18 protein-coding genes are annotated in these 22,426 nt (G+C 72.2%); 6 read left to right on the forward strand and 12 right to left on the reverse strand.

Annotated elements, in window-relative coordinates:
• Together FLL47_RS16610 and gltB are read right to left on the reverse strand one after the other, a co-directional pair.
• Window positions 1-1,494: a glutamate synthase subunit beta gene (locus tag FLL47_RS16610; protein WP_144121407.1), complete on the reverse strand. Its 1,494-nt coding sequence runs from the start codon at window positions 1,492-1,494 to the stop codon at window positions 1-3.
• The gene (gltB, locus tag FLL47_RS16615) at window positions 1,487-6,076 is read right to left on the reverse strand and encodes a glutamate synthase large subunit (RefSeq protein ID WP_144121608.1); all 4,590 of its coding nucleotides are present in this window, start codon (window positions 6,074-6,076) and stop codon (window positions 1,487-1,489) included. The genes FLL47_RS16610 and gltB overlap by 8 nt, the downstream gene beginning before the upstream one ends.
• A gap of 719 nt (window positions 6,077-6,795) precedes the next feature.
• Between gltB and FLL47_RS16620 the strand changes: the two genes are divergently transcribed.
• Entirely contained in the window at window positions 6,796-7,650 is an 855-nt protein-coding gene (locus FLL47_RS16620) for a mechanosensitive ion channel family protein (protein ID WP_186315766.1), read from the forward strand.
• A gap of 196 nt (window positions 7,651-7,846) precedes the next feature.
• Here the strand turns inward: FLL47_RS16620 and FLL47_RS16625 are convergent, their stop codons facing one another.
• The 9 genes from FLL47_RS16625 to hisI form a co-directional block, all read right to left on the reverse strand.
• Window positions 7,847-9,049, reverse strand: a complete 1,203-nt coding sequence (locus tag FLL47_RS16625) for an FAD-dependent oxidoreductase (RefSeq protein ID WP_144121409.1) — start codon at window positions 9,047-9,049, stop codon at window positions 7,847-7,849.
• A gap of 4 nt (window positions 9,050-9,053) precedes the next feature.
• Window positions 9,054-10,115, reverse strand: coding sequence for a prolipoprotein diacylglyceryl transferase (lgt, locus tag FLL47_RS16630; protein ID WP_144121410.1), 1,062 nt, complete (start codon window positions 10,113-10,115; stop codon window positions 9,054-9,056).
• Window positions 10,116-10,487: 372 nt separating this feature from the next.
• A complete protein-coding gene (gene trpA, locus FLL47_RS16635) occupies window positions 10,488-11,267 on the reverse strand; it encodes a tryptophan synthase subunit alpha (RefSeq protein WP_144121411.1) in 780 nt (259 codons plus the stop codon).
• Window positions 11,264-12,481 carry a tryptophan synthase subunit beta gene (gene trpB, locus FLL47_RS16640; RefSeq protein WP_186315767.1) on the reverse strand — a complete coding sequence of 406 codons (1,218 nt, stop codon included), beginning with the start codon at window positions 12,479-12,481 and terminating at the stop codon, window positions 11,264-11,266. Before trpB ends, trpA begins: the two co-directional genes overlap by 4 nt.
• Window positions 12,482-12,540: 59 nt before the next feature.
• Window positions 12,541-13,344 carry an indole-3-glycerol phosphate synthase TrpC gene (trpC, locus tag FLL47_RS16645; RefSeq protein WP_144121609.1) on the reverse strand — a complete coding sequence of 268 codons (804 nt, stop codon included), beginning with the start codon at window positions 13,342-13,344 and terminating at the stop codon, window positions 12,541-12,543.
• 417 nt (window positions 13,345-13,761) lie between these two features.
• Window positions 13,762-14,559, reverse strand: a complete 798-nt coding sequence (locus tag FLL47_RS16650; RefSeq protein WP_144121413.1) for a spermidine synthase — start codon at window positions 14,557-14,559, stop codon at window positions 13,762-13,764.
• Window positions 14,543-14,956, reverse strand: a complete 414-nt coding sequence (locus tag FLL47_RS16655; protein WP_144121414.1) for a hypothetical protein — start codon at window positions 14,954-14,956, stop codon at window positions 14,543-14,545. The genes FLL47_RS16650 and FLL47_RS16655 overlap by 17 nt, the downstream gene beginning before the upstream one ends.
• On the reverse strand, window positions 14,953-16,509 hold the full coding sequence (locus tag FLL47_RS16660; RefSeq protein ID WP_144121415.1) for an anthranilate synthase component I: 1,557 nt from the start codon (window positions 16,507-16,509) through the stop codon (window positions 14,953-14,955). Before FLL47_RS16660 ends, FLL47_RS16655 begins: the two co-directional genes overlap by 4 nt.
• A gap of 61 nt (window positions 16,510-16,570) precedes the next feature.
• A complete protein-coding gene (hisI, locus tag FLL47_RS16665) occupies window positions 16,571-16,951 on the reverse strand; it encodes a phosphoribosyl-AMP cyclohydrolase (protein WP_246158036.1) in 381 nt (126 codons plus the stop codon).
• A 291-nt stretch (window positions 16,952-17,242) separates the two neighbouring features.
• Between hisI and FLL47_RS16670 the strand changes: the two genes are divergently transcribed.
• From FLL47_RS16670 to FLL47_RS16685, 4 genes are all read left to right on the forward strand, one after another.
• Window positions 17,243-18,784 (forward strand): hypothetical protein, encoded by a 1,542-nt coding sequence (locus tag FLL47_RS16670; protein ID WP_144121417.1) that lies wholly within the window; start codon window positions 17,243-17,245, stop codon window positions 18,782-18,784.
• A 122-nt stretch (window positions 18,785-18,906) separates the two neighbouring features.
• Window positions 18,907-19,668, forward strand: a complete 762-nt coding sequence (locus FLL47_RS16675) for an ABC transporter ATP-binding protein (RefSeq protein WP_144121418.1) — start codon at window positions 18,907-18,909, stop codon at window positions 19,666-19,668.
• A complete protein-coding gene (locus tag FLL47_RS16680; RefSeq protein ID WP_144121419.1) occupies window positions 19,665-20,393 on the forward strand; it encodes an ABC transporter permease in 729 nt (242 codons plus the stop codon). Before FLL47_RS16675 ends, FLL47_RS16680 begins: the two co-directional genes overlap by 4 nt.
• Before the next feature lie 119 nt (window positions 20,394-20,512).
• On the forward strand, window positions 20,513-21,166 hold the full coding sequence (locus FLL47_RS16685; protein ID WP_144121420.1) for a TetR/AcrR family transcriptional regulator: 654 nt from the start codon (window positions 20,513-20,515) through the stop codon (window positions 21,164-21,166).
• 51 nt (window positions 21,167-21,217) lie between these two features.
• Here the strand turns inward: FLL47_RS16685 and FLL47_RS16690 are convergent, their stop codons facing one another.
• On the reverse strand, window positions 21,218-21,679 hold the full coding sequence (locus FLL47_RS16690; RefSeq protein WP_144121421.1) for a hypothetical protein: 462 nt from the start codon (window positions 21,677-21,679) through the stop codon (window positions 21,218-21,220).
• A 79-nt stretch (window positions 21,680-21,758) separates the two neighbouring features.
• On the opposite strand from FLL47_RS16690, the gene rpsD reads away from it, so the two are divergent.
• The gene (gene rpsD, locus FLL47_RS16695; RefSeq protein WP_144121422.1) at window positions 21,759-22,367 is read left to right on the forward strand and encodes a 30S ribosomal protein S4; all 609 of its coding nucleotides are present in this window, start codon (window positions 21,759-21,761) and stop codon (window positions 22,365-22,367) included.
• The last annotated feature ends 59 nt before the right edge of the window (window positions 22,368-22,426 follow it).

Consider the following 22,426-nt stretch of genomic DNA (forward strand, 5'->3'; position numbering starts at 1 on the left):
TCAGGCGGGGATGAGGGGGCGGGAGGAGGGTTCGACGGGAGCGGGGAGGCTGCCCTCGCCGCCGAGGTAGCGGTGGATCGCCGCGGCGGCGCTGCGGCCTTCGGCGATCGCCCACACGATCAGCGAGGCGCCCTTGTGCGCGTCGCCGGCCACGAAGACGCCGTCGGCCGGGGTCTGCCAGTCCGGGCCGCACTCGACGGTGCCCCGCGGGCTGCGGGCCAGGCCGAGCTGCGTCAGGGCCTCGGCCGCATCCGTGCCCTCGAAGCCGATCGCCAGCAGCACCAGGTCGGCCGGGATCTCCCGCGCGGTGCCGGCCACCTCGGTGACCACGCCGCGGCCGTTCACCCGCTCGACGATCACGTCGACCAGCACGATCGCGCGGACGCGGCCCTGCTCGTCGCCCACGAAACGCTGCACGGCGACGGAGAAGACCCGGTCGCCGCCCTCCTCGTGCGCGGCGTAGTTGCGCAGGATCCACGGCCACGTCGGCCAGGGGTCGCGGCCCTCGTCGCGGGCGTCCGGGGGCTGCGGGTAGCGGTCGAGCTGGGTCACCGACGCCGCGCCCTGCCGGTGGGCCACGCCCAGGCAGTCCGCGCCGGTGTCGCCGCCGCCGATGATGATCACGTGTTTGCCGGCGGCGGTGATCTGCGGCTGCGGGCCGCCCGCCACGGCCACATTGGCCTGGGTCAGGTGTGCCATCGCCTGGTGGATGCCGGACAGCTCGCGGCCCGGGGTGTCGGTCTCGCGGCCCGCCAGCGCGCCGGTGGCCAGCAGCACCGCGTCGTGCTCGGCACGCAGCTGCGCCGCGGACACGTCCACGCCGACGTTCACGCCGGTGCGGAAGGCCACGCCCTCGGCCAGCAGCTGCTCGACGCGGGCGTCGATGTGCTGCTTCTCCAGCTTGAAGTCCGGGATGCCGTAGCGGAGCAGGCCGCCGATGGCGTCGTCGCGCTCGTACACGGTCACCGCGTGACCGGCCCGGGCCAGCTGCTGCGCCGCGGCCAGACCGGCCGGGCCGGACCCGACCACGGCCACCGTCTTGCCCGACGGGGCGACGGCCGGCTGCGGGCGGACCCGGCCGTTCTCGTACGCCCGATTGATGATCTCGACCTCGACCTGCTTGATGGTCACGGCACCGCCGGAGCCGGCCGATGTCGCAGTGTCGCCGATGGCCAGCACGCACGACGCCTCGCACGGCGCCGGGCACAGCCGCCCGGTGAACTCCGGGAAGTTGTTCGTGCTGTGCAGCGACTGGATCGCGGCGTTCCAGTTGCCGGTGCGGACCAGGTCGTTCCAGTCCGGGATCCGGTTGCCCAGCGGGCAGCCCTCGTGGCAGAACGGGATGCCGCAGTCCATGCAGCGGCCCGCCTGCTCGCGGATCAGCTCGTCGTCGGCGGCGGGGTACACCTCGCGCCAGTCCATGATGCGCACCGGCACCGGCCGGCGGGCCGGCAGACGCCGGCCGAAGCGCAGGAAACCATTGGGGTCAGGCACGTGCCACCTCCATGACCGCGGCGTCGATGTCGCGGCCGGCAGCCTCGGCGGCCCGCATGGCTTCGATCACGCGCTTGTAGTCGCGCGGGATCACGGCGGTGAAGCGCTCCACGCTGCCCGCCCAGTCGGCCAGCAGCTTCTCCGCCACCGCCGACCCCGTCTCCTGGAAGTGCCGCTCGACCACCTCGAGCAGGCCCTCCGCCTCGACCTCGCCGACCGGGCCGAGGTCCACCAGCTCCCGGTTGACCAGCAGCGGGTCCAGGTCGAGCACGAACGCCGCGCCACCGGACATGCCCGCGGCGAAGTTGCGCCCGGTCGGGCCGAGCACCACCACGGTGCCGCCGGTCATGTACTCGCAGCCGTGGTCGCCCACGCCCTCGACCACCGCGGTCGCGCCGGAGTTGCGCACCGCGAAGCGCTGGCCGACCCGGCCGCGCAGGTACACCTCACCCGAGGTCGCCCCGTAGAGCAGAGTGTTGCCTGCGATGATCTGGTCCTCGGCGGCGAACTGGCTGCGCGCGTCCGGGCGCACGATCAGCCGCCCACCGGACAGGCCCTTGCCCGCATAGTCGTTGGCGTCGCCCAGCAGCCGCAGCGTCACGCCGCGCGGCACGAACGCGCCGAACGACTGCCCGGCCGTGCCGTGCAGGGTCACGTCGATGGTGCCGTCGGGCAGGCCCGCCCCTCCCGCGCGCCGCACGACCTCACCGCCCAGCATCGCGCCCACACTGCGGTGCTCGTTGCGCACCGACACGTCGAACCGCACCGGCGCGCCGGTCAGCAGCGCCGGCTCGGCGTGCCGCAGCAGCATGTTGTCCAGCGAATTCTCCAGACCGTGGTCCTGGTCGCGCACCTTGCGGGGCGCGTCACCGTAGGGCGAGCTCGGCACGGTCAGCACCGGCGACAGGTCCAGCCCGTGCGCCTTCCAGTGCTCGGTCGCCGGGGCCAGGTCGAGCAGGTCGGCGCGGCCCACGGCCTCGTCGATGCTGCGCAGGCCCAGCGCCGCCAGCTGCTCGCGCACCTGCTCGGCGAGGAACCAGAAGAAGTTCTCCACGAACTCCGGCTTGCCGGTGAAACGCTCGCGCAGCACCGGGTTCTGGGTGGCGATGCCGACCGGGCAGGTGTCCAAGTGGCAGACCCGCATCATGATGCAGCCCTCGACGATCAGCGGGGCGGTGGCGAAGCCGAACTCCTCCGCGCCCAGCAGCGCCGCCACGATCACGTCGCGGCCGGTCTTGAGCTGGCCGTCGACCTGCACGGTGACCCGGTCGCGCAGCCCGTTGAGCAGCAGTGTCTGCTGCGTCTCGGCCAGGCCCAGCTCCCACGGGGTGCCCGCGTGCTTGAGCGAGTTCAGCGGGGACGCGCCGGTGCCGCCGTCGTGCCCGGAGATCAGGATGACGTCGGCCTTCAGCTTGGCCACACCCGCCGCCACCGTGCCGACGCCGACCTCGCTGACCAGCTTGACGTGCACCCGCGCGCCCGGGTTGACGCACTTGACGTCGAACACCAGCTGCGCCAGGTCCTCGATCGAGTAGATGTCGTGGTGCGGCGGCGGCGAGATCAGGCCGACGCCCGGCGTGGCGTGCCGGGTCTTGGCGATCCACGGCCACACCTTGTTGCCGGGCAGCTGGCCGCCCTCGCCGGGCTTCGCGCCCTGCGCCATCTTGATCTGGATGTCGTCGGCGTGCACCAGGTATTCGGTGGTCACGCCGAAGCGGCCGGAGGCCACCTGCTTGACCGCCGAGCGCCGCGCCGGGTCGTAGAGCCGGTCGACGTCCTCGCCGCCCTCGCCGGTGTTCGACTTGCCGCCGATGCGGTTCATCGCGATGGCGAGGGTCTCGTGCGCCTCGGCCGAGATCGAGCCGTACGACATCGCGCCGGTGGCGAACCGCTTGACGATCTCCGTCGCGGGCTCGACCTCCTCGAGCGGGATCGGCGTGGTCTCGGCGAACCGGAACAGCCCGCGCAGCGAGCCCGCCTGCGCGGCCAGCCCGTCGACCTTCTCGGTGTACCGCTGGAACACGTCGTACTGGCCGGAGCGGGTGGCGTGCTGGAGCAGGAAGACCGTCTCCGGGTTGAACAGGTGCACCTCGCCCTCGCGGCGCCACTGGTACTCGCCGCCGACCTCCAGCCGCCGGTGCGACTGCTCCGCCGGGTTGGTCGGGTACGCCACCGCGTGCCGCGCGGCGACCTCGGCGTGGATCTCGGCCAGGCCGATGCCCTGGATGCGGCTGGGCGTGCCGGTGAAGTAACGCTCCACCAGATCCGACGACAGGCCGACCGCCTCGAACACCTGCGCGCCGCAGTACGACGACACCGTCGAGATGCCCATCTTGGACATGATCTTCTGGATGCCCTTGCCCAGCGCCTTGACGACGTTGCGCACGGCCTTCTCGGGCGCGATGTTCGGCAGGATGCCGGTGGTGATCAGGTCCTCGACGCTCTCGAAGGCCAGGTACGGGTTGATCGCGGCCGCGCCGTAGCCGACGAGCACGGCGGCGTGGTGCACCTCGCGGCAGTCGCCGGACTCGACGATCAGCGCGACCTGGGTGCGCGTCTGCTCCCGCACCAGGTGCTGGTGCACCGCCGCGGTGAGCAGCAGCGACGGGATCGGCGCCAGGTCGGCCGTGGAGTCGCGGTCCGACAGCACCAGGATGCGCACGCCGTCCTCGATCGCCTCGGACACGTGCCGGCAGATCTCGGTCAGCCGGGCCCGCAGGCCCGTCGCGCCGTCGCGCAGCGGGTACAGGCCGGAGACCCGCACCGCCTTGAAGCCGGGCAGGTTGCCGTCCTCGTCGATGGAGAGGATCTTCGCCAGCTCGTCGTTGTCGATGATCGGGTGCGGCAGCACGATCTGCCGGCAGCTGGTCGGACCCGGGTCCAGCAGGTTGCCCTCCGGGCCGATGGTCGACGCCAGGCTGGTGACCATCTCCTCCCGGATCGCGTCCAGCGGCGGGTTGGTGACCTGCGCGAAGATCTGGTGGAAGTAGTCGTAGAGCAGGCGCGGCCGGCTCGACAGCGGCGAGATCGGCGTGTCGGTGCCCATCGAGCCCAGCGGTTCCGCGCCGACCCGCGCCATCGGCGCGAGCAGGATCTTCAGCTCCTCCTCGGAGTAGCCGAAGGTCTGCTGGCGGCGCTGCACCGAGTCGTGGGTGTAGACGATGTGCTCGCGCTCGGGCAGACCCTCCAGGTGCATCAGCCCGCTGTGCAGCCACTCCGTGTACGGCTCCGACGCGGCGAGGTCGCTCTTGAGCTCCTCGTCGGAGATGACCCGGCCCTGCTCGGTGTCGACCAGGAACATGCGGCCCGGCTCCAGCCGGCCCTTGGCCACCACGGTCGCCGGGTCGAGGTCGAGCATGCCCGCCTCGCTGCCCAGCACGACCAGGCCATCCTCGGTGCGCCACCAGCGCCCCGGGCGCAGGCCGTTGCGGTCCAGCACCGCGCCGACGACCGTGCCGTCGGTGAACGCGACGCTGGCCGGGCCGTCCCACGGCTCCATCAGGCTGGCGTGGAACTGGTAGAACGCCCGCTTCGCGGGGTCCATCACCGGGTCGTTCTCCCACGCCTCGGGGATCATCATCAGCACCGCGTGCGGCAGGCTGCGCCCGGTCAGGTGCAGCAGCTCCAGCACCTCGTCGAAGTTCGCCGAGTCGGACGCCTCCGGCGTGCAGATCGGGAACAGCCGGCGCAGGTTGCCCGGCACCAGCGGGCTGGACAGCAGCGCCTCGCGGGCCTGCATCCAGTTCTTGTTGCCGCGGATCGTGTTGATCTCGCCGTTGTGCGCGATGAAGCGGTACGGGTGGGCCAGCGGCCAGCTCGGGAAGGTGTTCGTGGAGAACCGCGAGTGCACCAGCGCGATCGCGCTGACCACGCGCTCGTCGGACAGGTCCGGGAAGAAGCTCGCCAGCTGGTCGGGCGTCAGCATGCCCTTGTAGGTGATGGTCCGCCCGGACAGCGACGGGAAGTACAGCGGCACGCCGCGTTCGCGGGTCTCCCGCTCGGTCTGCTTGCGCACGCAGTAGGCCACGCGCTCCAGCTCCAGGCCGACCAGCGGCTCGCCGTAGCGGTGCGCGGTGATGCTGTGCGCGCTGAGGAACACCTGGCGGATGCGCGGCCGCGCGGCGTCGGCCGTCGCGCCCAGCCCTTCGGCATCCACCGGCACGTCCCGCCAGCCGAGGATCTGCGCGCCCTCCACCAGGGCGTACTTCTCCAGCACGGTGAGCGCGCGGGCCTCGTCGGCGCCGTTGACCGGCAGGAAGACCAGACCGGTCGCGTACTGGCCGGCGGGCGGCAGCGGGAAGTCGACCACCTCGCGCAGGAAGGCGTCCGGGACCTGCAGCAGGATGCCCGCGCCGTCGCCGGTGGTCGTCTCGGCGCCACGGGCGCCGCGGTGGTCCAGGCGGCACAGCGCGGACAGGCCGCGGGCCACCACGTCATGGCTGCGGCGGCCGTGCACGTCGGCGACGAAGGCCACGCCACAGGAGTCGTGCTCGAAGGCAGGATCGTAGAGGCCGACCGCGGCCGGCGCGGCCGAGATGCCGGGCCGCGTCACGGCCGGCTCGGCCGTCTTGCCAGGCTGCATCGCGGCCGGAACGGCCGAGTTACCAGGCTGCAGGGGGTGCGGGTACGGCGATGCCACCGGGCCTCCTGTCGTCACGGGGAATGAACATCGGTATCGGCCACGAACGGGGTGGGATGCCTGGATGCCGCGACAGCGATGGCGCGGGGGGCTATGCCGGGTTCGTTAGCGGTGCCTATCCGAGCGGGACGACGTCGGCCCTGAGTGAACCCGAAGGTTCATCGGTGCACGGACTCCCTCGCGCGGTCGCACGAGTATGGGGACGAGTCTGTGAATGTTGAGTCTACGTTAAACGCCCTGGGTGTCCACCAGACACAGATTGATCACACGTCCACATGTTGAGAAGCTACTTCCCAGTTAGTAAGTACGCGGGAATCCGGCAGGCGTGCTGCCCGGCCCCCGTTCACGGCCGTGGCGAGCATGTTTCCCGCGCGTGTCGGGCGCGTCGCCTACGTTAACGCCGCGCCGCCGGATCGGCCCCGCTGCCCCGCCCGCCGCGTCGGTCCATCGACGCCGGCCATACCCGCCATCGACGCCCGCCTCTCGACCGGGCGATCCGGGCGGAGCTGTTCGACATTTCAGCTGATCAGCGCCGTTATCGGGCTTAGTCTGCGGCTGGAAGGTCCGCTTCAGCGGGCCGCTCACGCGGGGCACGGGCCCTCGTCCATCGAAGGTTGCGGGGCGAGCACGACCGGCTCCGCACAGGCGGAAGGTGGACGACCGTGAACCCGACCGTGCAGGTTCTGCTCAGCGCGCTGGCGTACATCGCCCTCAAGGTGCTCGCCTGCGCCGCCATCCTGGTCATCGGCTGGATCATCGCCAAGGCGATCGGCAGCCTGGTCGACAAGGGTCTGGCCAAGGCCAGGTTCAACCACCTGGCCCAACGCACCGGGATGGACCGGTGGACCGGCCGCTACACGCCCAGCGGGCTGGTGGGCAAGCTCGTCTACTACGCGCTGCTGCTGTTCACGTTCCAGCTCGCGTTCAGCGTGTTCGGGCCCAATCCGATCAGCAACCTGATCGACACAGTGATCAGCTGGCTGCCGCGGCTGATCGTGGCCTGCGTGATCCTGGTGGTCGCGGTCGCCATCGCCAACGCCGTGTTCGACGTCATCACCAACGCGCTGTCGCACTTCTCGTACGGCCGCACCATCGGGCGCATCGCCCAGGTCGTGATCATCGCGTTCGGCGTGATCGCCGCCCTCAACCAGATCGGCGTGGCCACCACCATCACCATGCCGGTGCTGGTCGCGATCCTCGCCACCATCGCCGGCATCCTCATCGTCGGCGTCGGCGGCGGCCTGATCGCCCCCATGCGCGAGCGGTGGGAGCGGGCGCTGAACAAGGTCGAGGAGGAGAGCTCCCGGGTCTCCGAGCACCTCAAGACCCGCGCCGCCGAGCAGCGCGCCGCCGAGGCCGTCGGCCTGACCAAGGACCGCGGCGACACCATGGTCCAGGCCAAGTACCCCGGCGAGGCGCCCTCGGACGTCAAGCCGTCCGCCAAGGAATCCGCCGACAAACTCGCCGAGAAGGCCGCCGCCCTCCGCAACGACATGAAACCCGGCCCGGAACTCTGACCCGGCAACCTCTACGGGTTGATCATGAACCTATGGCACGGGTCGACGGCATGTCGAAGACTCAACCTCTTGATCGATTCCGGCCTGCCGCCGCTGAGCGAATGATCATGAAGTTGTGGGCGTGACACGCCGGTGAGCCGTGCCGTAAGTTCATGATCAACCCGGCGCGGCGCGGGGCGGGGCGGGGCGGGGTTGGTCAGGCGGAGGGAGGCTGCCAGTCGGCTGCGACGGTGGCGGCGCGGTCCAGGACGCGGGGGGCCAGCGCGCCGAAGGCGCGGTCGCGGGCCCGGGTGACCAGGTTGCCGCGCGGGGCCAGCACCGCGCCGACGCGCTGCGTCTGGCGGACCACCTGCGCGGCGCGGGCCCGGCGGGCGGCCGAGTACGCGGCGAGCGCGGCGTTGCAGGCCGGCCCGGGGATCGCCGGCAGCAGCAGGGAGCGCAGCGTGGCCGCGTCCTCCAAAGCCAGCCCGGCACCCTGGGCCAGGTGGTGCGGCATCGCGTGGGCGGCGTCGCCGACCAGCGCGAACCCGCCCGTGCCGACCGGGAAGGCCAGCTCGTTGGGCAGCGGGCGCAACTGGCGGCCGTCCTGCTGCACCAGATCGTCGGGCTCGGTCGCCGCCAGCAGGTCCGCGATCGGCGCGTGCCAGCCCGCGAACCAGCGCTTGAGCAGCGTCAGCTGGGTCGCCTTCGACTCCGGCCGGGCCGCGCCCGCGACGGTGGCGGTCCAGTAGATGCCGCCCCGGCTGGACGCACCGGAGCTGCCCCGGTCACCGAGCGAGGCGGCCAGGAAGCGGTAGCCGCCGCCCAGCGTCTCACCTGCCAGCACCAGGTCGTCGGGCAGCTTCGGGGCGCGGTACCAGGGGATGACCGCGCGCCAGGCGGCGTAGCCGGAGCTGACCGCGATCGACTGCGGCGCGAGCCGGGCCCGCAGCGTGCTGTCGGCGCCGTCGGCGGCGATGATGACGTCGGCTTCCCAGGTGTGCCGGCCGTCGCCGACCGCGGGCCGGTCACCGGCCCGCGCGTGCATGCTGCGCACCGTGATCCCGGTGCGGATCTCGATGTGGTCGCCGAGCCCGGCGATGAACGTGTCGTGCAGGTCCTCGGCGTGCACCACGACCGGCGCGGCCAGGGCCGCGGTCGGCGAGGGCTGGGCCAGCCACTGGCCGTCGGCGCGGCGCAGGCCGCCCATCGGCACCTTGGTCCCGATGGCGGTCAGGCCCGCGCCGAGTCCCAGCGAGCGCAGCGCGGCGACGGCGTTGGGCCACAGCAGCAGCGCGGCGGGGTCGGCACGCAGCCGGTCCGCCCGCTCCAGCAGGGTGACCCGCCAGCCGGTGCGCGCGAGCGCGCCCGCCGTGGCGAGGCCGCCGACGCCCGCACCGACCACCACCGCGCTGCGCATCGCCTCAGTCCTTCGTCGAGGAGGTCTTCTGCGCGGACAGGTCCGAACCCTCGCCGGCGGGGTCGTCGAACTCGTCCGACGACGCGCTGGGCGTGTCGTCGGTGTCGGTGTCGCCGTCACCGTCGGAGGCGGCGTCCGGGCGGGTGCCGTCGGCCAGGAAGGCCTGGTACTGCGCCTCGGTGACGGTGCGGAAGCCCTTGGCGGGCTCGCCGTCGCCGTCGACGTTGGGGATCAGGAACTCCTGCGCGCCCTTGCGGAGGAAGAAGAACGCCGCCGCGCCCAGGAAGACGATGATCGAGGTCCAGACGTTGAGGCGCATGCCGCCGATCATGGTGGCGGTGTCGGTGCGCATCGCCTCGATCCAGCCGCGGCCCAGCGTGTACAGCATCACGTAGAGGGCGAAGGCGCGGCCGCGACCGAACTTGAAGCGCTTGTCCAGCGCGTACACCACACCGGCGACGCCGAGGTTCCACAGCAGCTCGTAGAGGAACGTCGGGTGGTAGAGACCCTCGTGCAGCTCCGGCTCGCCGTCCGCGCCGAGCATGGCCTGGCCGGGCTGGGTGTCGGACATGACGTGGACCTGCAAGCCCCACGGCAGGTCGGTCTTGCCGCCGTACAGCTCGTTGTTGAACCAGTTGCCGAGCCGGCCCACGGCCTGCGCCAGCGGCAGGCCGACGGCTATGCAGTCGGCCACGAAGCTGAACGACATGCCCAGCTGGCGACAGGCCAGCCAGGCGCCGACCGCGCCACCCGCGACGCCGCCCCAGATGCCGAGGCCGCCCTCCCAGATGTAGAGCGCCTTGACCAGGTCACCGCCCTCGCCGAAGTAGGCGCTGGGCGAGCTGAGCACGTGGTAGATGCGGGCGCCGACGATGCCGAACGGCACCGCCCACACCGCGATGTCGAGCACGGCCCACGGCGGGGCTCCCCGGCTGCGCATCCGCCGGTCGGTGACGATGCAGGCAAGCACGATGCCCGCGATGATGCACAGCGCGTACGCCCGCAGCGGCACGGGTCCGAGTTGCCAGACCGCCGTGGACGGGGACGGGATGGAGGCGAGGTTCACGGGCCAGAACACTACCGCCCCCACCCCCCAACACCACACCCCCGCCCGCCTCGGATTTCCTGTTGATCACGAACTTCTCGACGCGATGGGCGAGGTGTCCCACCCTGACCACGTGATCACCCACTGAAACCGAGCCGAAACCACCCGTGGCGACGCCGGACGAACGACCCGTCAAGCCAGGAGTCCTACGGCTGCCACCACCCCGCCTCCCCCAACGTCGATCATGAACTTGTGGACGTGCTCGACGAAGCGTCGCCACCCTGCCGCCGTAATCACTTCGCACGACGCTCGCCGCGGAAGATGATCACGCGCTGGGGTGCGGACAAGCCGGTGAACACGTCCACAAGTTCATGATCGACGCTGGCAGGAGGGTCAGGGGGTGAGGCCGGAGCGGAGGTCCTGGGTGAGGGTGCGCAGGGCGGGGAGGCCGCCGTCGGCGAGGGCGGAGACGAGGGCGCTGCCCACGATGACGCCGTCGGCGTAGGCGCCGACCTCGGCAGCCTGGGCGCCGCTGCGTACGCCGAGGCCGACGCCGACGGGCAGGTTGCCCGCGGCCGCCTTGACCCGGGCGACCAGCGTCGGCGCGGCGCTGGAGGTGCTGTCGCGGGCGCCGGTTACACCCATGACCGCGGTGGCGTACACGAAGCCGCGGCAGTGCGCCACGGTCATCGCGATGCGCTCGTCCGTCGACGACGGCGAGACCAGGAAGACCCGGTCCAGCTTGTGCGCGTCGGAGGCGGCCAGCCACTCCTCCGCCTCGTCCGGGATCAGGTCCGGGGTGATCAGACCGGCGCCGCCGGCCGCGGCCAGGTCCCGGGCGAACGCGTCCACGCCGTACTTCTCGACGGGGTTCCAGTAGCTCATGATCAGCACCGGGACGCCCGCGCCGGCGACCGCCTCGACGGTGTGCAGCACGTCGCGGGTGCGTACGCCACCGGCCAGCGCCTGCTCGGTGGCCCGCTGGATGACCGGGCCGTCCATGACCGGGTCGGAGTACGGCAGGCCGATCTCCACCAGGTCGACCCCGGACTCGATCATGGCCTTGACCGCGGCGATGCCCTCGGCCACCGACGGGAACCCGGCAGGCAGGTAACCGACCAGCGCCGCCCGCCCTTCGGCCCGCGCCTTCTCGAAAGCGACGCTCACCGTCATCCGATCACTTCCCCGCTGTCGAACAGGCCGAAGTACTCGCCCGCGGTGTGCATGTCCTTGTCGCCGCGGCCGGACAGGTTCACGATGACCGTCGGCTCGTGGCCCAGCTCCTCGCGCAGCGCCGGGAGCACCCGCAGCGCCCCGGCCAGCGCGTGCGCGCTCTCGATCGCCGGGATGATGCCCTCGGTGCGGCACAGCAGCGCGAACGCGTCCATCGCCTCGGCGTCGGTGACCGGCTGGTAGCGGGCCCGGCCCTGGTCGTGCAGCCAGGCGTGCTCGGGGCCGACCGACGGGTAGTCCAGGCCCGCCGAGATCGAGTGCGACTCGATGGTCTGGCCGTCCTCATCCTGCAGCAGGTAGGACCGGGAGCCGTGCAGCACGCCGTGGCTGCCGCCGGTGATGCTGGCGGCGTGCCGGCCGGTGTCGATGCCGTCGCCGCCCGCCTCGAAGCCGTAGAGGCGCACGTCGGCGTCGGGCACGAAGGCGTGGAACATGCCGATCGCGTTGGAGCCGCCGCCCACGCAGGCCGCGACCGCGTCGGGCAGCGCGCCGGTCAGCGCCAGGCACTGCGCCCGCGCCTCGACGCCGATGCCGCGCACGAAGTCGCGCACCATCGCCGGGAACGGGTGCGGCCCGGCCGCGGTGCCCAGCAGGTAGTGCGTGTCGTCGACGTTGGTGACCCAGTCGCGCAGCGCCTCGTTGATGGCGTCCTTGAGGGTGCGCGAGCCGGTCGTCACCGGGATGACCGTCGCCCCGAGCATCTTCATCCGGGCCACGTTGAGGGCCTGCCGCTTGGTGTCGACCTCGCCCATGTAGACCACGCACTCGAGGTCCAGGTACGCCGCGGCGGTCGCGCTGGCCACGCCGTGCTGGCCCGCGCCGGTCTCGGCGATGACCCGGCCCTTGCCCATGCGCTTGGTCAGCAGGGCCTGGCCGAGCACGTTGCGCACCTTGTGCGCGCCGGTGTGGTTCAGGTCCTCGCGCTTGAGCAGGATGCGCGCGCCGCCGATGTGCGCCGACAGGTGCGTGGCGTCGTACAGCAGGGACGGGGTGCCCGCGTACTCGCGCAGCATCCGCTCGAATTCACCGGTGAACTCGGGGTCCGCCATCGCCTTGCGGTAGTGCGCGTCCAGCTCGTCCAGCGCCGCGATCAGCGCCTCCGGGACGAAGCGGCCGCCGTACGGGCCGAAGTGGCCCCTGTCGTCGGGCAACATGTGCCCCTCCTTCGGCATAAGCCGCCCTCAGGCGAGGGCGGTCCAGCGCGGGGGAAGCGTCAGCGGGTCGGCCGCGGCGTTGCGGGGTGGTTGCCGGCGTTGACGAGTTCGGCGACGGCGTCGCGCGGGCTCTTCTGGGTCACCAGACCCTCACCGACGAGCACCGCGTCGGCGCCCGCCGAGGCGTACTTGATCAGGTCGAGCGGCCCCCGCACACCCGACTCGGCGATCTTGAGGACGCTGTTCGGCAGGCCGGGCGCGATCCGCTCGAACACCGACCGGTCCACCTCAAGTGTGCGCAGGTTGCGGGCGTTCACGCCGATGACGCGGGCGCCGGCCTCCAGGGCACGGTCGGCCTCCTCCTCGGTGTGCACCTCGACCAGCGGGGTCATGCCCAGCGACTCGATGCGGTCGAGCAGGCCCGTCAGCACCTTCTGCTCCAGCGCCGCGACGATCAGCAGCACCAGGTCCGCGCCGTACGCGCGCGCCTCGTGCACCTGATACGCCGAGCACACGAAGTCCTTGCGCAGCACCGGAATGCCGATCCGGGCGCGCACCGCGGCCAGGTCGTCCAGCGAGCCGCCGAACCAGCGGCCCTCGGTCAGCACGCTGACCGCACGGGCGCCGCCGGCCTCGTACTCCGCGGCCAGCTCGGCCGGGTCCGGGATCTCCGCCAGCGCGCCCTTGGAGGGCGACGAGCGCTTCACCTCGGCGATCACACCGACGCCGGAGCGGCGCAACGCCGCATACGCGTCCAGGGGTGGCGCAGCCGCCGCCGCGCGCTTCTTGATCTCGTCCATGGAGACCTGGTTCTGGCGCGCCTCGACGTCCTCACGGACCCCCGCGATGATCTCGTCGAGCACGCTGCCGCCGCTGTCTCGCATCGATGCGCTCGGGGCCGGCTCGCCAGGCTCCGTGCTGCTCAGCTCGTCGGGTGCCATGGCCAGACTCTAGGCACTGCCCCGCCGCGCAAGGTGAACGGGGTATGGCGTGCCTCACCTGATGGGCTAGTGCATAATGCTCTGCTTCTGGCGTCCGCCTCCGGCGGACGCGGCGATCGGCCTCTCAGCCGGTCGCACCCGCGCGTCGCTACATCGCTGCGCGATGCCACGCTCCTTTACGGGTGCGACCGGCGGCCGATCGCAGGGCGGTGGGTGGGGTCACTTCCGCGAGGCCGCGCCGTGCCTGCGCGATCATGTGCGACTCAGGGTCTGCGGTTTCGGGGAAACTGCGGGAATGTCGTACGGGATTCGCGCAGTTTCCCCGAAACCGCAGATCCGCTACTCGTCTCGCTTGGGCTGGGCGGTGCGGATGAAGTCCGCCAGGCGAGGGCCGTGTTCTACGCGGGCGCGGGTGGGGTCGGCGGCGATGCGGCGGGTGAGTTTGCGGATGCCTTCGGGGTCGTCGCCGGCCACCATGAGCAGGTTGCCGGTGCCGCGGCCGCGCAACAGGGCCGCGTCGGCGACCACGGCGACCTGGCTGAAGGCCTCGCGCAGGGTGGCGGCCTGGCGGCGGGCGACGGTCAGCGGGGCCACGTCCATGATGTTGGCGAGGTACCAGCCGCCGGGGCGGAGTGCGCGGTGTGCGGCCTGGGCGAACTCGACCGTGCTGACGTGCGGGGGAACTTTCGCGCCGGTGAAGATATCGGCGACGATCACGTCGGCGGAGGCGGGCTCGGCGTCCTCCAGGGCGGCGCGGGCGTCGGCGACGATCAGTTCGATGTCCTCGTCGTCGAGCGGGAGCCGGGTGGTGACCAGCTCGGCGAGCGCACGGTCGAGTTCGACGACCCGCTGGCCGCTGCCGGGGCGCATCACGGACAGGCAGCGCGGCAGGGTCATCGCTCCCCCGCCGAGGTGCAGCACGTCCAGTGCGCCGGGTGGGCAGACCGCGTCGATGACGTCGGCGAAGCGGCGGATGTAGTCGAACGCGATCAGTGTCGGATCGTTGAGGTTGACGTGCGACTGGGCGGTGCCGTTGAGGCGCAGCAGCCAGGCGTCGGGCAGGTCCGGGTCGGGGATCAGCTCGGCGGTGCCGGTGTCGACGCGGACGATCAGCGCCCGGTCAGACACGCGTTTCATCGGTGAGGTCCTCGCCCCGGTCGAGTGCGTCCCACACGTCGCGGGTGTTCTCGGCGCGCGGCGCCGCCGGTGCGGTACGCCGGGCGTGGCTTCCGGAACGCCGCCAGTACCAGACCGCGACCACGCCCGCGGCGAGCGCGAGCAGCGCGGGACGCACCCACGACACCGCACCGCCGGGCACGAACCACAGCACCGCCAGCGCCGCGAGCACCCCGATCACGATCATTCGGGTACGCCGCGTGCGGGCGCGCCGCACGTCGTCGGCGGCGGCGGGTGCGGGCGCTTCGGAAGTCGGGCCGCCGGTCGTGGTGGAGCCCGCCTGCGGATCCACGGTCACTGTGCCGTCTTCGGCCGTGCCGGGCTCCGCCTGCCGGGCCGTGCCGTCGGGCGCGCTCATCGGGCGGCCTGCAGGGTCTGCGCGGTGGCGATCGCGGCGAGCACGGCCATCGCCTTGTTCTGCGTCTCCAGCTCCTCGAGCGCCGGGTCCGAGTCGGCCACCACCCCGGCCCCGGCCTGCACGTACGCGACGCCGTCGCGCAGCAGCGCGGTGCGGATCGCGATCGCCATGTCCAGGTCGCCGCCGAAGCCGAAGTAGCCGACCGTGCCGCCGTACAGGCCGCGCCGGGTCGGTTCCAGCTCCTCGATGATCTCCATGGCGCGTACCTTCGGCGCCCCGGACAGCGTGCCCGCCGGGAACGTGGCGGCCAGCGCGTCCAGCGGCGAGGTGCCCTCGCGCAGCTCGCCGACGACGGTCGAGACGATATGCATGACGTGGCTGTAGCGCTCGACCATGGCGAACTCCGGCACCTCGACGGTGCCCGCGCGCGACACCCGGCCCAGGTCGTTGCGCCCCAGGTCGACGAGCATGACGTGCTCGGAGCGCTCCTTCGGGTCCGCGATCAGCTCCGCGGCCAGCGCGGCGTCGGCCTCCGGGGACTCGCCGCGCGGCCGGGTGCCCGCGATCGGGTGCAGCAGCGCACGGCGTACGCCGTCGTCGCCCTTGGTGATCTTCACGTGCGCCTCGGGGGACGATCCGACGATGTCGAAGTCGTCGAAGCGCAGCAGGTACATGTACGGGCTGGGGTTGGTGGCCCGCAGCACCCGGTAGATGTCGAGCGGGTCGGCCTCGGTGCGCGTCTCGAAGCGCTGCGACACCACGATCTGGAAGCAGTCGCCGGCCCGGATCGCCTCCTTGGCCACCTCCACCGCCTTGCCGAACTCCCCGGACGGCGTGCGCGACACCAGCTCCGCGGGACGCACCGCGGTCACCGTCGAGATCATCGGCGGGGTGGGCCGGGACAGCGCCGTCGTCATCGCGTCCAGGCGGCCGATCGCGTGGTGGTAGGCCGCCGCGATCTGCTCGTCGTCGGCCTGCTCGGGCAGCACCGCGTTGGCGACCACGATCGCCTGGCCCAGGTAGTGGTCCAGCACCACCAGGTCGGTGGCTAGGAACAGGCCCAGCTCAGGCACGTGCAGGTCGTCGTCGGCCAGTTGCGGCAGCCGCTCGAACCGGCGCACCAGGTCGTACGCCAGGAAGCCGACCAGGCCGCCGGTCAGCGGCGGCAGGCCCTCGTCCTCGTCGTCCGGGCCGGTCAGCGCGGCGACCGTGGCCCGCAGCACGGCGACCGGATCGCCTTTGACCGGCACCCCGTCGGGCGGGCTGCCCAGCCAGTGCGCCTGCCCGCCGCGCTCGGTCAGCGTCGCCAGGCTGCGCACCCCGATGAAGGAGTAGCGCGACCAGGCCGTGCCCGCCGCGCCCGCGCCCTGCTCGGCCGACTCCAGCAGGAAGGTCCCCGGGCCGCCGGCCACCTTGCGGTACACGCCGACCGGCGTCTCCGCGTCGGCCAGCAGCCGGCGGGTCACCGGCACCACCCGGCGGGCGGCCGCGCGGGCCCGGAACCCGGCCAGGTCGGGGCTGACCGCCCCGCTGCTCGCAGCGCTGCTGCTCATGCCATCTCCTCGCGGCGCTTGCCGGCGGCGTGGATCGTGCCGCCGTCCATGACCGGCCCGCTCACCGGTGCGACTCCTGGAACAGTTCGCCGGTCTGCACCGGCAGCTCGTCGGTGAAGCAGGTGCGGGTGCCGGTGTGGCACGCCGGGCCGACCTGGTCGACGCTGATCAGCAGCGCGTCGCCGTCGCAGTCCAGCGCCACGGACTTGACGAACTGGTGGTGGCCCGAGGTCGCGCCCTTCACCCAGTACTCCCCGCGGCTGCGCGACCAGTAGGTGGCCCGGCCGGTGGACAGCGTGCGGCGCAGCGCCTCGTCGTCCATCCAGGCCAGCATCAGCACCTCACCGGTGTCGTGCTGGCGCACCACGGCGGCGACGAGCCCGTCGCGGTCACGCTTCAAGCGGGCGGCGATCCCCGGATCCAGCTGCTCGGTCCCTGACACACCGAAATTCTCCCTCACCGCCGAGCACACCGCCGCGCCGGTGCGGCCCACGTCTCACCTGCTGCCGTCGGCCGCCGCCCTCACCCAAGATCGTCCGACGTGCCAGGCATCCGTGCGTATCTTGATCCGCCATACCCGCGACTGCCTGGCAAGTCGGACGATCGAGGTGGCCCCGGTCACAGGTATGGACGCTGGTATGACGCGAGAACGGGCAGCCCGGCGGTAACTTGACGGGCATCTGCGCGCAGCGCCCGCGGGCGCTCTCCCCCACCGCGAGAGCCGAGGAATCGCATGACCAACCCCCACTTCGCGCCGCTCCCGGCGCACATCCCGACCTTCATCCCGCCGGCGCAGCAGCCGGCCCCCGAGGCCGAGGCCGCCGACGAGCTCGAGCCCACCCTGCAGCTGAGTCCGCACGAGCAGGCCGCACTGCTGGAACACACCAGCGAGCTGCCCACCCTCGCCACCCCGCAGGCCGACGGGGACGCAGACGACGCGGACGACCCCGAAGCCACTGACGACACTCCGGACGCGCAGGCCGACGCGGACGAGTCGCCGGAAGCGGAAGCCGACGCCGACGAGACGCCCGACGCGGAAGCCGACGCGGACGAGACGCCGGACGCGGAAGCCGACGCCGACGAGACGCTCGAGGCGGAAGCCGACGCCGACGAGACGCCGGACGCGGAAGCCGACGCCGACGAGACGCCCGAGGCGGAAGCCGACGCCGACGAATCACCCGAAGCCGAGGCGGACACCGCCGAAGCCGCGGCTGAAGCGGACACCGACGGTGAGCCCGCGGACCAGGCCGACGAGGCGGACGACGACATCGACGCCGAAGCCGACGAGACGCCCGAGGCGGAGGCCGACCAGACGCCTGAGGCGGAAGCCGACGAGACGCCCGAGGTGCAGACCGAGGACGACGAGTCCGACGATGTGGACGACGCGGCGATCGACGGGCAGGCCGACACCGAGGAGTCCGCGGAGACGAGCCTGGACGAGGCTGCCGAGACCGCCGAGATTGACGCGGAGGACGCGGAGGACGCGGTCGAGGCGGCGGCCGACGAGACGGCCGAGGCTGGGGACACCGAGGCCGAGGAGCCTGAAGCGGAGGCCGACGCGCAGGTGGACGCGGGTGCCGTGGTCGAGGAGTCCGACGGGGCAGTGGATGCCCCGGAGGCGGAAGCCGACGAGTCCGGGCCGGACGCCGAGGCGGATCCGACCCCCGACGACGAAACCGCGACCGAGGTCGAGGCGGTGGCCGAGATCGAGCAGGACGAGCCGGAGGCGGATGTCGTCGACGCCGAGATGGAGGCCGTCGGCGAGCAGGCCGGGGAGGTGGCGGAGGCAGACGTCGAGGGGGCGCCTGCCGCCGATTCCGCGGACGCGCCGGAGGCGGAGATCATCGACGCGGCGGACGCGGCCGAGGTCGCCGACGAGGCGGAGGAGGTGGCGCCGGTCGGGGGGATCGACGCCGCGGCCGACGCAGACGAGGTGGACGACGAGGAGCTGGACGTGGAGCAGGTGGCACCGACCGCGACCGCGCTGCGGCCGGGCGACGTGGCCGAGACGCCGATCGCCGTATGGGAGGCGGAGCAGGCGCAGCGCTTCCGCGACGCGTGGCGGGAGGTGCAGACCCGGTTCGTGGACGAGCCGGAGTCGGCGCTGAACGACGCGCAGGCGCTGGTCAGCGAAGCGGTGTCGGCCCTGGCCGCGCAACTGCTGGCCGAGCAGGGCGACCTGGATCCGCGCCAGGGCGCCGCGCCGGACACCGAGGCCATGCGCATCGCCATGCGCGGTTACAAGAACTTCCTCGACCGGGTGCTGGCTCTCTGATCCATTTCCTGGTGCCGGGGGCCGCCCTCCCGGCACCAGGATCCATTCAGGCGCATTGCCAGGCGCACACAATTCACCTACCGTTGAGTTCAACGAGTGTTGAATTCCTACGGAGGACCCCCATGACATCCGCGATCGAGGTCGCCGACCTCGTCGTACACCGGGGAGCCAGGCCTGTGCTGCACGGCCTGAGCTGCACCATCCCGGAAGGCAGCGTGACCGGCCTGCTCGGCCCGTCCGGCAGCGGCAAGACCACGCTGATGCGCGCGATCGTGGGCGTCCAGGTGGTGCGCTCGGGCACGGTCACCGTGCTGGGCCGCCCGGCGGGCGATGCGAAACTGCGCAAGGAGATCGGTTACCTCACGCAGGCCCCCAGCGTGTACGCCGACCTGACGGTGCGCGAGAACGCCCGCTACTTCGCCGCGCTCTACGGGCTCGGCCAGGCCGAGGCCGATGCCGCGGTGCGTGACGTCGGCCTGGCCGAGGCCGCGTCGCAGCTGGTCGGCAACCTGTCCGGCGGGCAGCGCAGCCGGGCCTCGCTGGCCTGCGCCGTCGTCAGCAAGCCGAAGGTGCTGATCCTCGACGAGCCGACCGTCGGGCAGGACCCGGTGCTGCGCGACGAGCTGTGGGCGCAGTTCCGGGGGCTCGCCGAGAGCGGCTCGACCCTGGTCGTGTCCAGCCACGTGATGGACGAGGCCAACCGCTGCGACCGGCTGCTGCTCATCCGCGAGGGTCTGCTGATCGCCGACGACACCCCGGCCGCGGTCAAGGCGTCCGCCGGCACGGACGATCTCGACCAGGCCTTCCTCACCCTGATCCGGCGCCAGGGGACCGGCGTCCCCGCCCCGCGCGCCACCGGCGAGACGAGCGAGGTCCCGTCATGATCCTGCTGCACACCACCGGTCGCATCCTGCGCCAGCTGCGCCACGACCGCCGCACCGTGGCGATGCTGGTGGCCGTGCCGACGCTGCTGCTTACGCTGCTCTACTTCATGTACGACAGCCAGCCCGGCGTCTTCGACCACATCGCACTGATCATGCTGGGCGTCTTCCCCTTCATCATCATGTTCCTGATCACCAGCATCGCCATGCTCCGCGAGCGCACCACCGGCACGCTGGAGCGACTGCTCACCACCCCGCTGCGCAAGACCGATCTGCTCTTCGGGTACGGCCTCGCCTTCGGGCTGGCCGCGGCGGTGCAGGCGGGCTTCGCCAGCGCGCTGGCCTACCTGCTGCTCGACCTGGACACCCAGGGCGCCGCCGGCTACGTCGTCATGATCGCCGTGGCGAACGCCGTACTGGGCATGGCGCTCGGCCTGCTGGCCAGCGCGTTCGCCAAAACGGAGTTCCAGGCGGTGCAGTTCATGCCGGTGCTGGCGGTGCCGCAGCTGCTGCTGTGCGGGCTGTTCGTGCCGCGCGACCTGATGGCGGGCTGGCTGCAGGCGATCAGCGACGTGCTGCCGCTGACCTACGCCGTCGAGGCGTTGCAGGAGGTCGGCGCGCATGCCGAGCCGACCGGCACCATGTGGCGCGACTTCGGCATCGTCGCCGGCGCGGTGGTGGTGGCGCTGGTCGCCGCGGCGGGCACGTTGCGCCGCCGCACCCCCTGACCGCAACGCCCGGCCCCGTCCGGGAGAATCGTCATGGACCGACGAGCACGGACGTCCCCGGCACGCCGCCGTAGCGGCAGCGCGCCGGGGACGCGCCGCGCGTACCGAGGAAGGGCCAGATGAAGCGCAGCCGCACCGGGCGCCGGCCGGGCAATCCCGACACCCGCGAGGCCATCCTGGCCGCGGCACGGGAGCTGTTCGCGGAGAAGGGCTTCGACGCCGCGACCATGCGCGCCATCGCCGCCGCGGCCGAGGTCGACCCTGCCCTGGTGCACCACTACTTCGGCACCAAGGAGCAGCTCTTCATCGCCGCCATGCAGTTCCCGATGGACCCCCGGGAGCTGATCGAGGACGTGGTGGCAGGCGGGCCGGAGGAGGCGGGCGTACGCCTGGCGCGCATCTTCGTGACGGTGTGGGACTCGCCGATCGGCACGATCGGCGTCTCCATGTTCCGCTCCGCGATGAGCAACGAGTGGACCATGCGCCTGTTCCGCGAGTTCCTGGCCACCCAGATCCTGCGCCGGGTCCAGGCCGAGCTGAAACTGGACGCGGCGGAGGCCTCGCTGCGCGCGTCGCTGGTCGCCAGCCAGATCGGCGGCCTGGTCATGATCCGCTACATCATGAAACTCGAACCGCTCGCCTCGTTACCCGCCGACCAGGTCGTCGCCGCGGTCGCACCGAACCTGCAGCGTTATCTCACCGGCGACCTCGGGTCCCTCACCGACTCCGCCACGCCGGAGGCGACCGGCGCGGGCGACCCCGGCCGGGGATAGGTCGGTCACCCCCGGCCGCGCGGCGAGCTCGCCGGTCACGCAGTCGTGCCGTCAGGCCACCGACGCCGCGGGCTCGGCCGCCGCGTAGTCCTCGACGTCGATCTCGGTCAGGTGCCCGGTCGGGCACTCCAGCCGTACCTCCGCGACGTCCATCCGGTAGAGCCGGAAGCCGCGGTCCACGTCGAGCAGGTCGCTGACCGGGTTCACGGCGGCGAACTCGAGGGCGGCGGCGCGGGCCTCGATGCCCTGCAGCGCGGCGGCCCAGCCCGACACCCATACCCGCGCCCCGCGGGACTCCCCCACGGCGAGCACGACGGCGGTGTCGTCGCCCTCCCCGTCCCGCGGGCGCAGCGCGCTGTCGAGCTGCCCGCCCTCCCGGCACAGCAGCAGCGGGCGTCCTTCGTGGTCGGTGGCGTGGCGCACCCGGTACGGGCTGGCGTGGAACGGGACCTGCGCCATGCCGGGAAGGCGGCCGGCGGTCAGGGAGCGGGCGATCTCGGCGGGGTGCGGCACGGCGGTCCTCCAACATCGGTTAGGCTTACCTACGTTAGGCGAGCCTAACCTATGACATCCGGAAGTTGGAGGCACCCTCGTGAACCAAGCGCGGCCCAAGGCGAAGCTGTCCCGGGCTCTCGGCATCCCGCTGACCCGCAAGTGCGTCAAGTACTTCGAGCGCCGGCCGTTCCCGCCGGGCGTGCACGGGCGGGCCCGCAAGAAGCCCTCCGACTACCAGGTCCGCCTGCTGGAGAAGCAGCGCCTGCGCCACCAGTACTTCATCAGCGAGACCCAGCTGCGCAACCAGTTCGACAAGGCCGCCCGCAGCTCGGGCAAGACCGGCGAAACCCTGCTCGTCGCCCTGGAGTGCCGCCTGGACGCCCTGGTCCTGCGCGCCGGCTTCGCCCGCACCATCTACCAGGCCCGCCAGGCCGTTGGCCACGGCCACATCGCCGTGGACGGCCACAAGGTAGACCGCCCCTCCTACCGCGTGCAGCCCTGGCAGACCATCACCGTCCGCGAACGCAGCCGCACCAAGCCCCCGTTCCAGATCGCCGCCGCCGGCGCCCACCTCGACGGCCCCACCGCCCCATACCTGGAGGTCACCCTGTCCGACCTCCGCGCCACCCTCACCCGCGAACCCCTCCGCACCGAAATCCCCGTCCTCTGCGACGAGCAACTCGTAGTCGAGTTCTACTCCCGCTGATCCCACCAAGATCGCGACGATCTTGCGCGAGCTGTTGGGGATACGCCCTGTATGGGCGT

Source organism: Catellatospora sichuanensis (assembly GCF_007483665.1).
In the GTDB taxonomy this organism is placed as follows: domain Bacteria; phylum Actinomycetota; class Actinomycetes; order Mycobacteriales; family Micromonosporaceae; genus Catellatospora; species Catellatospora sichuanensis.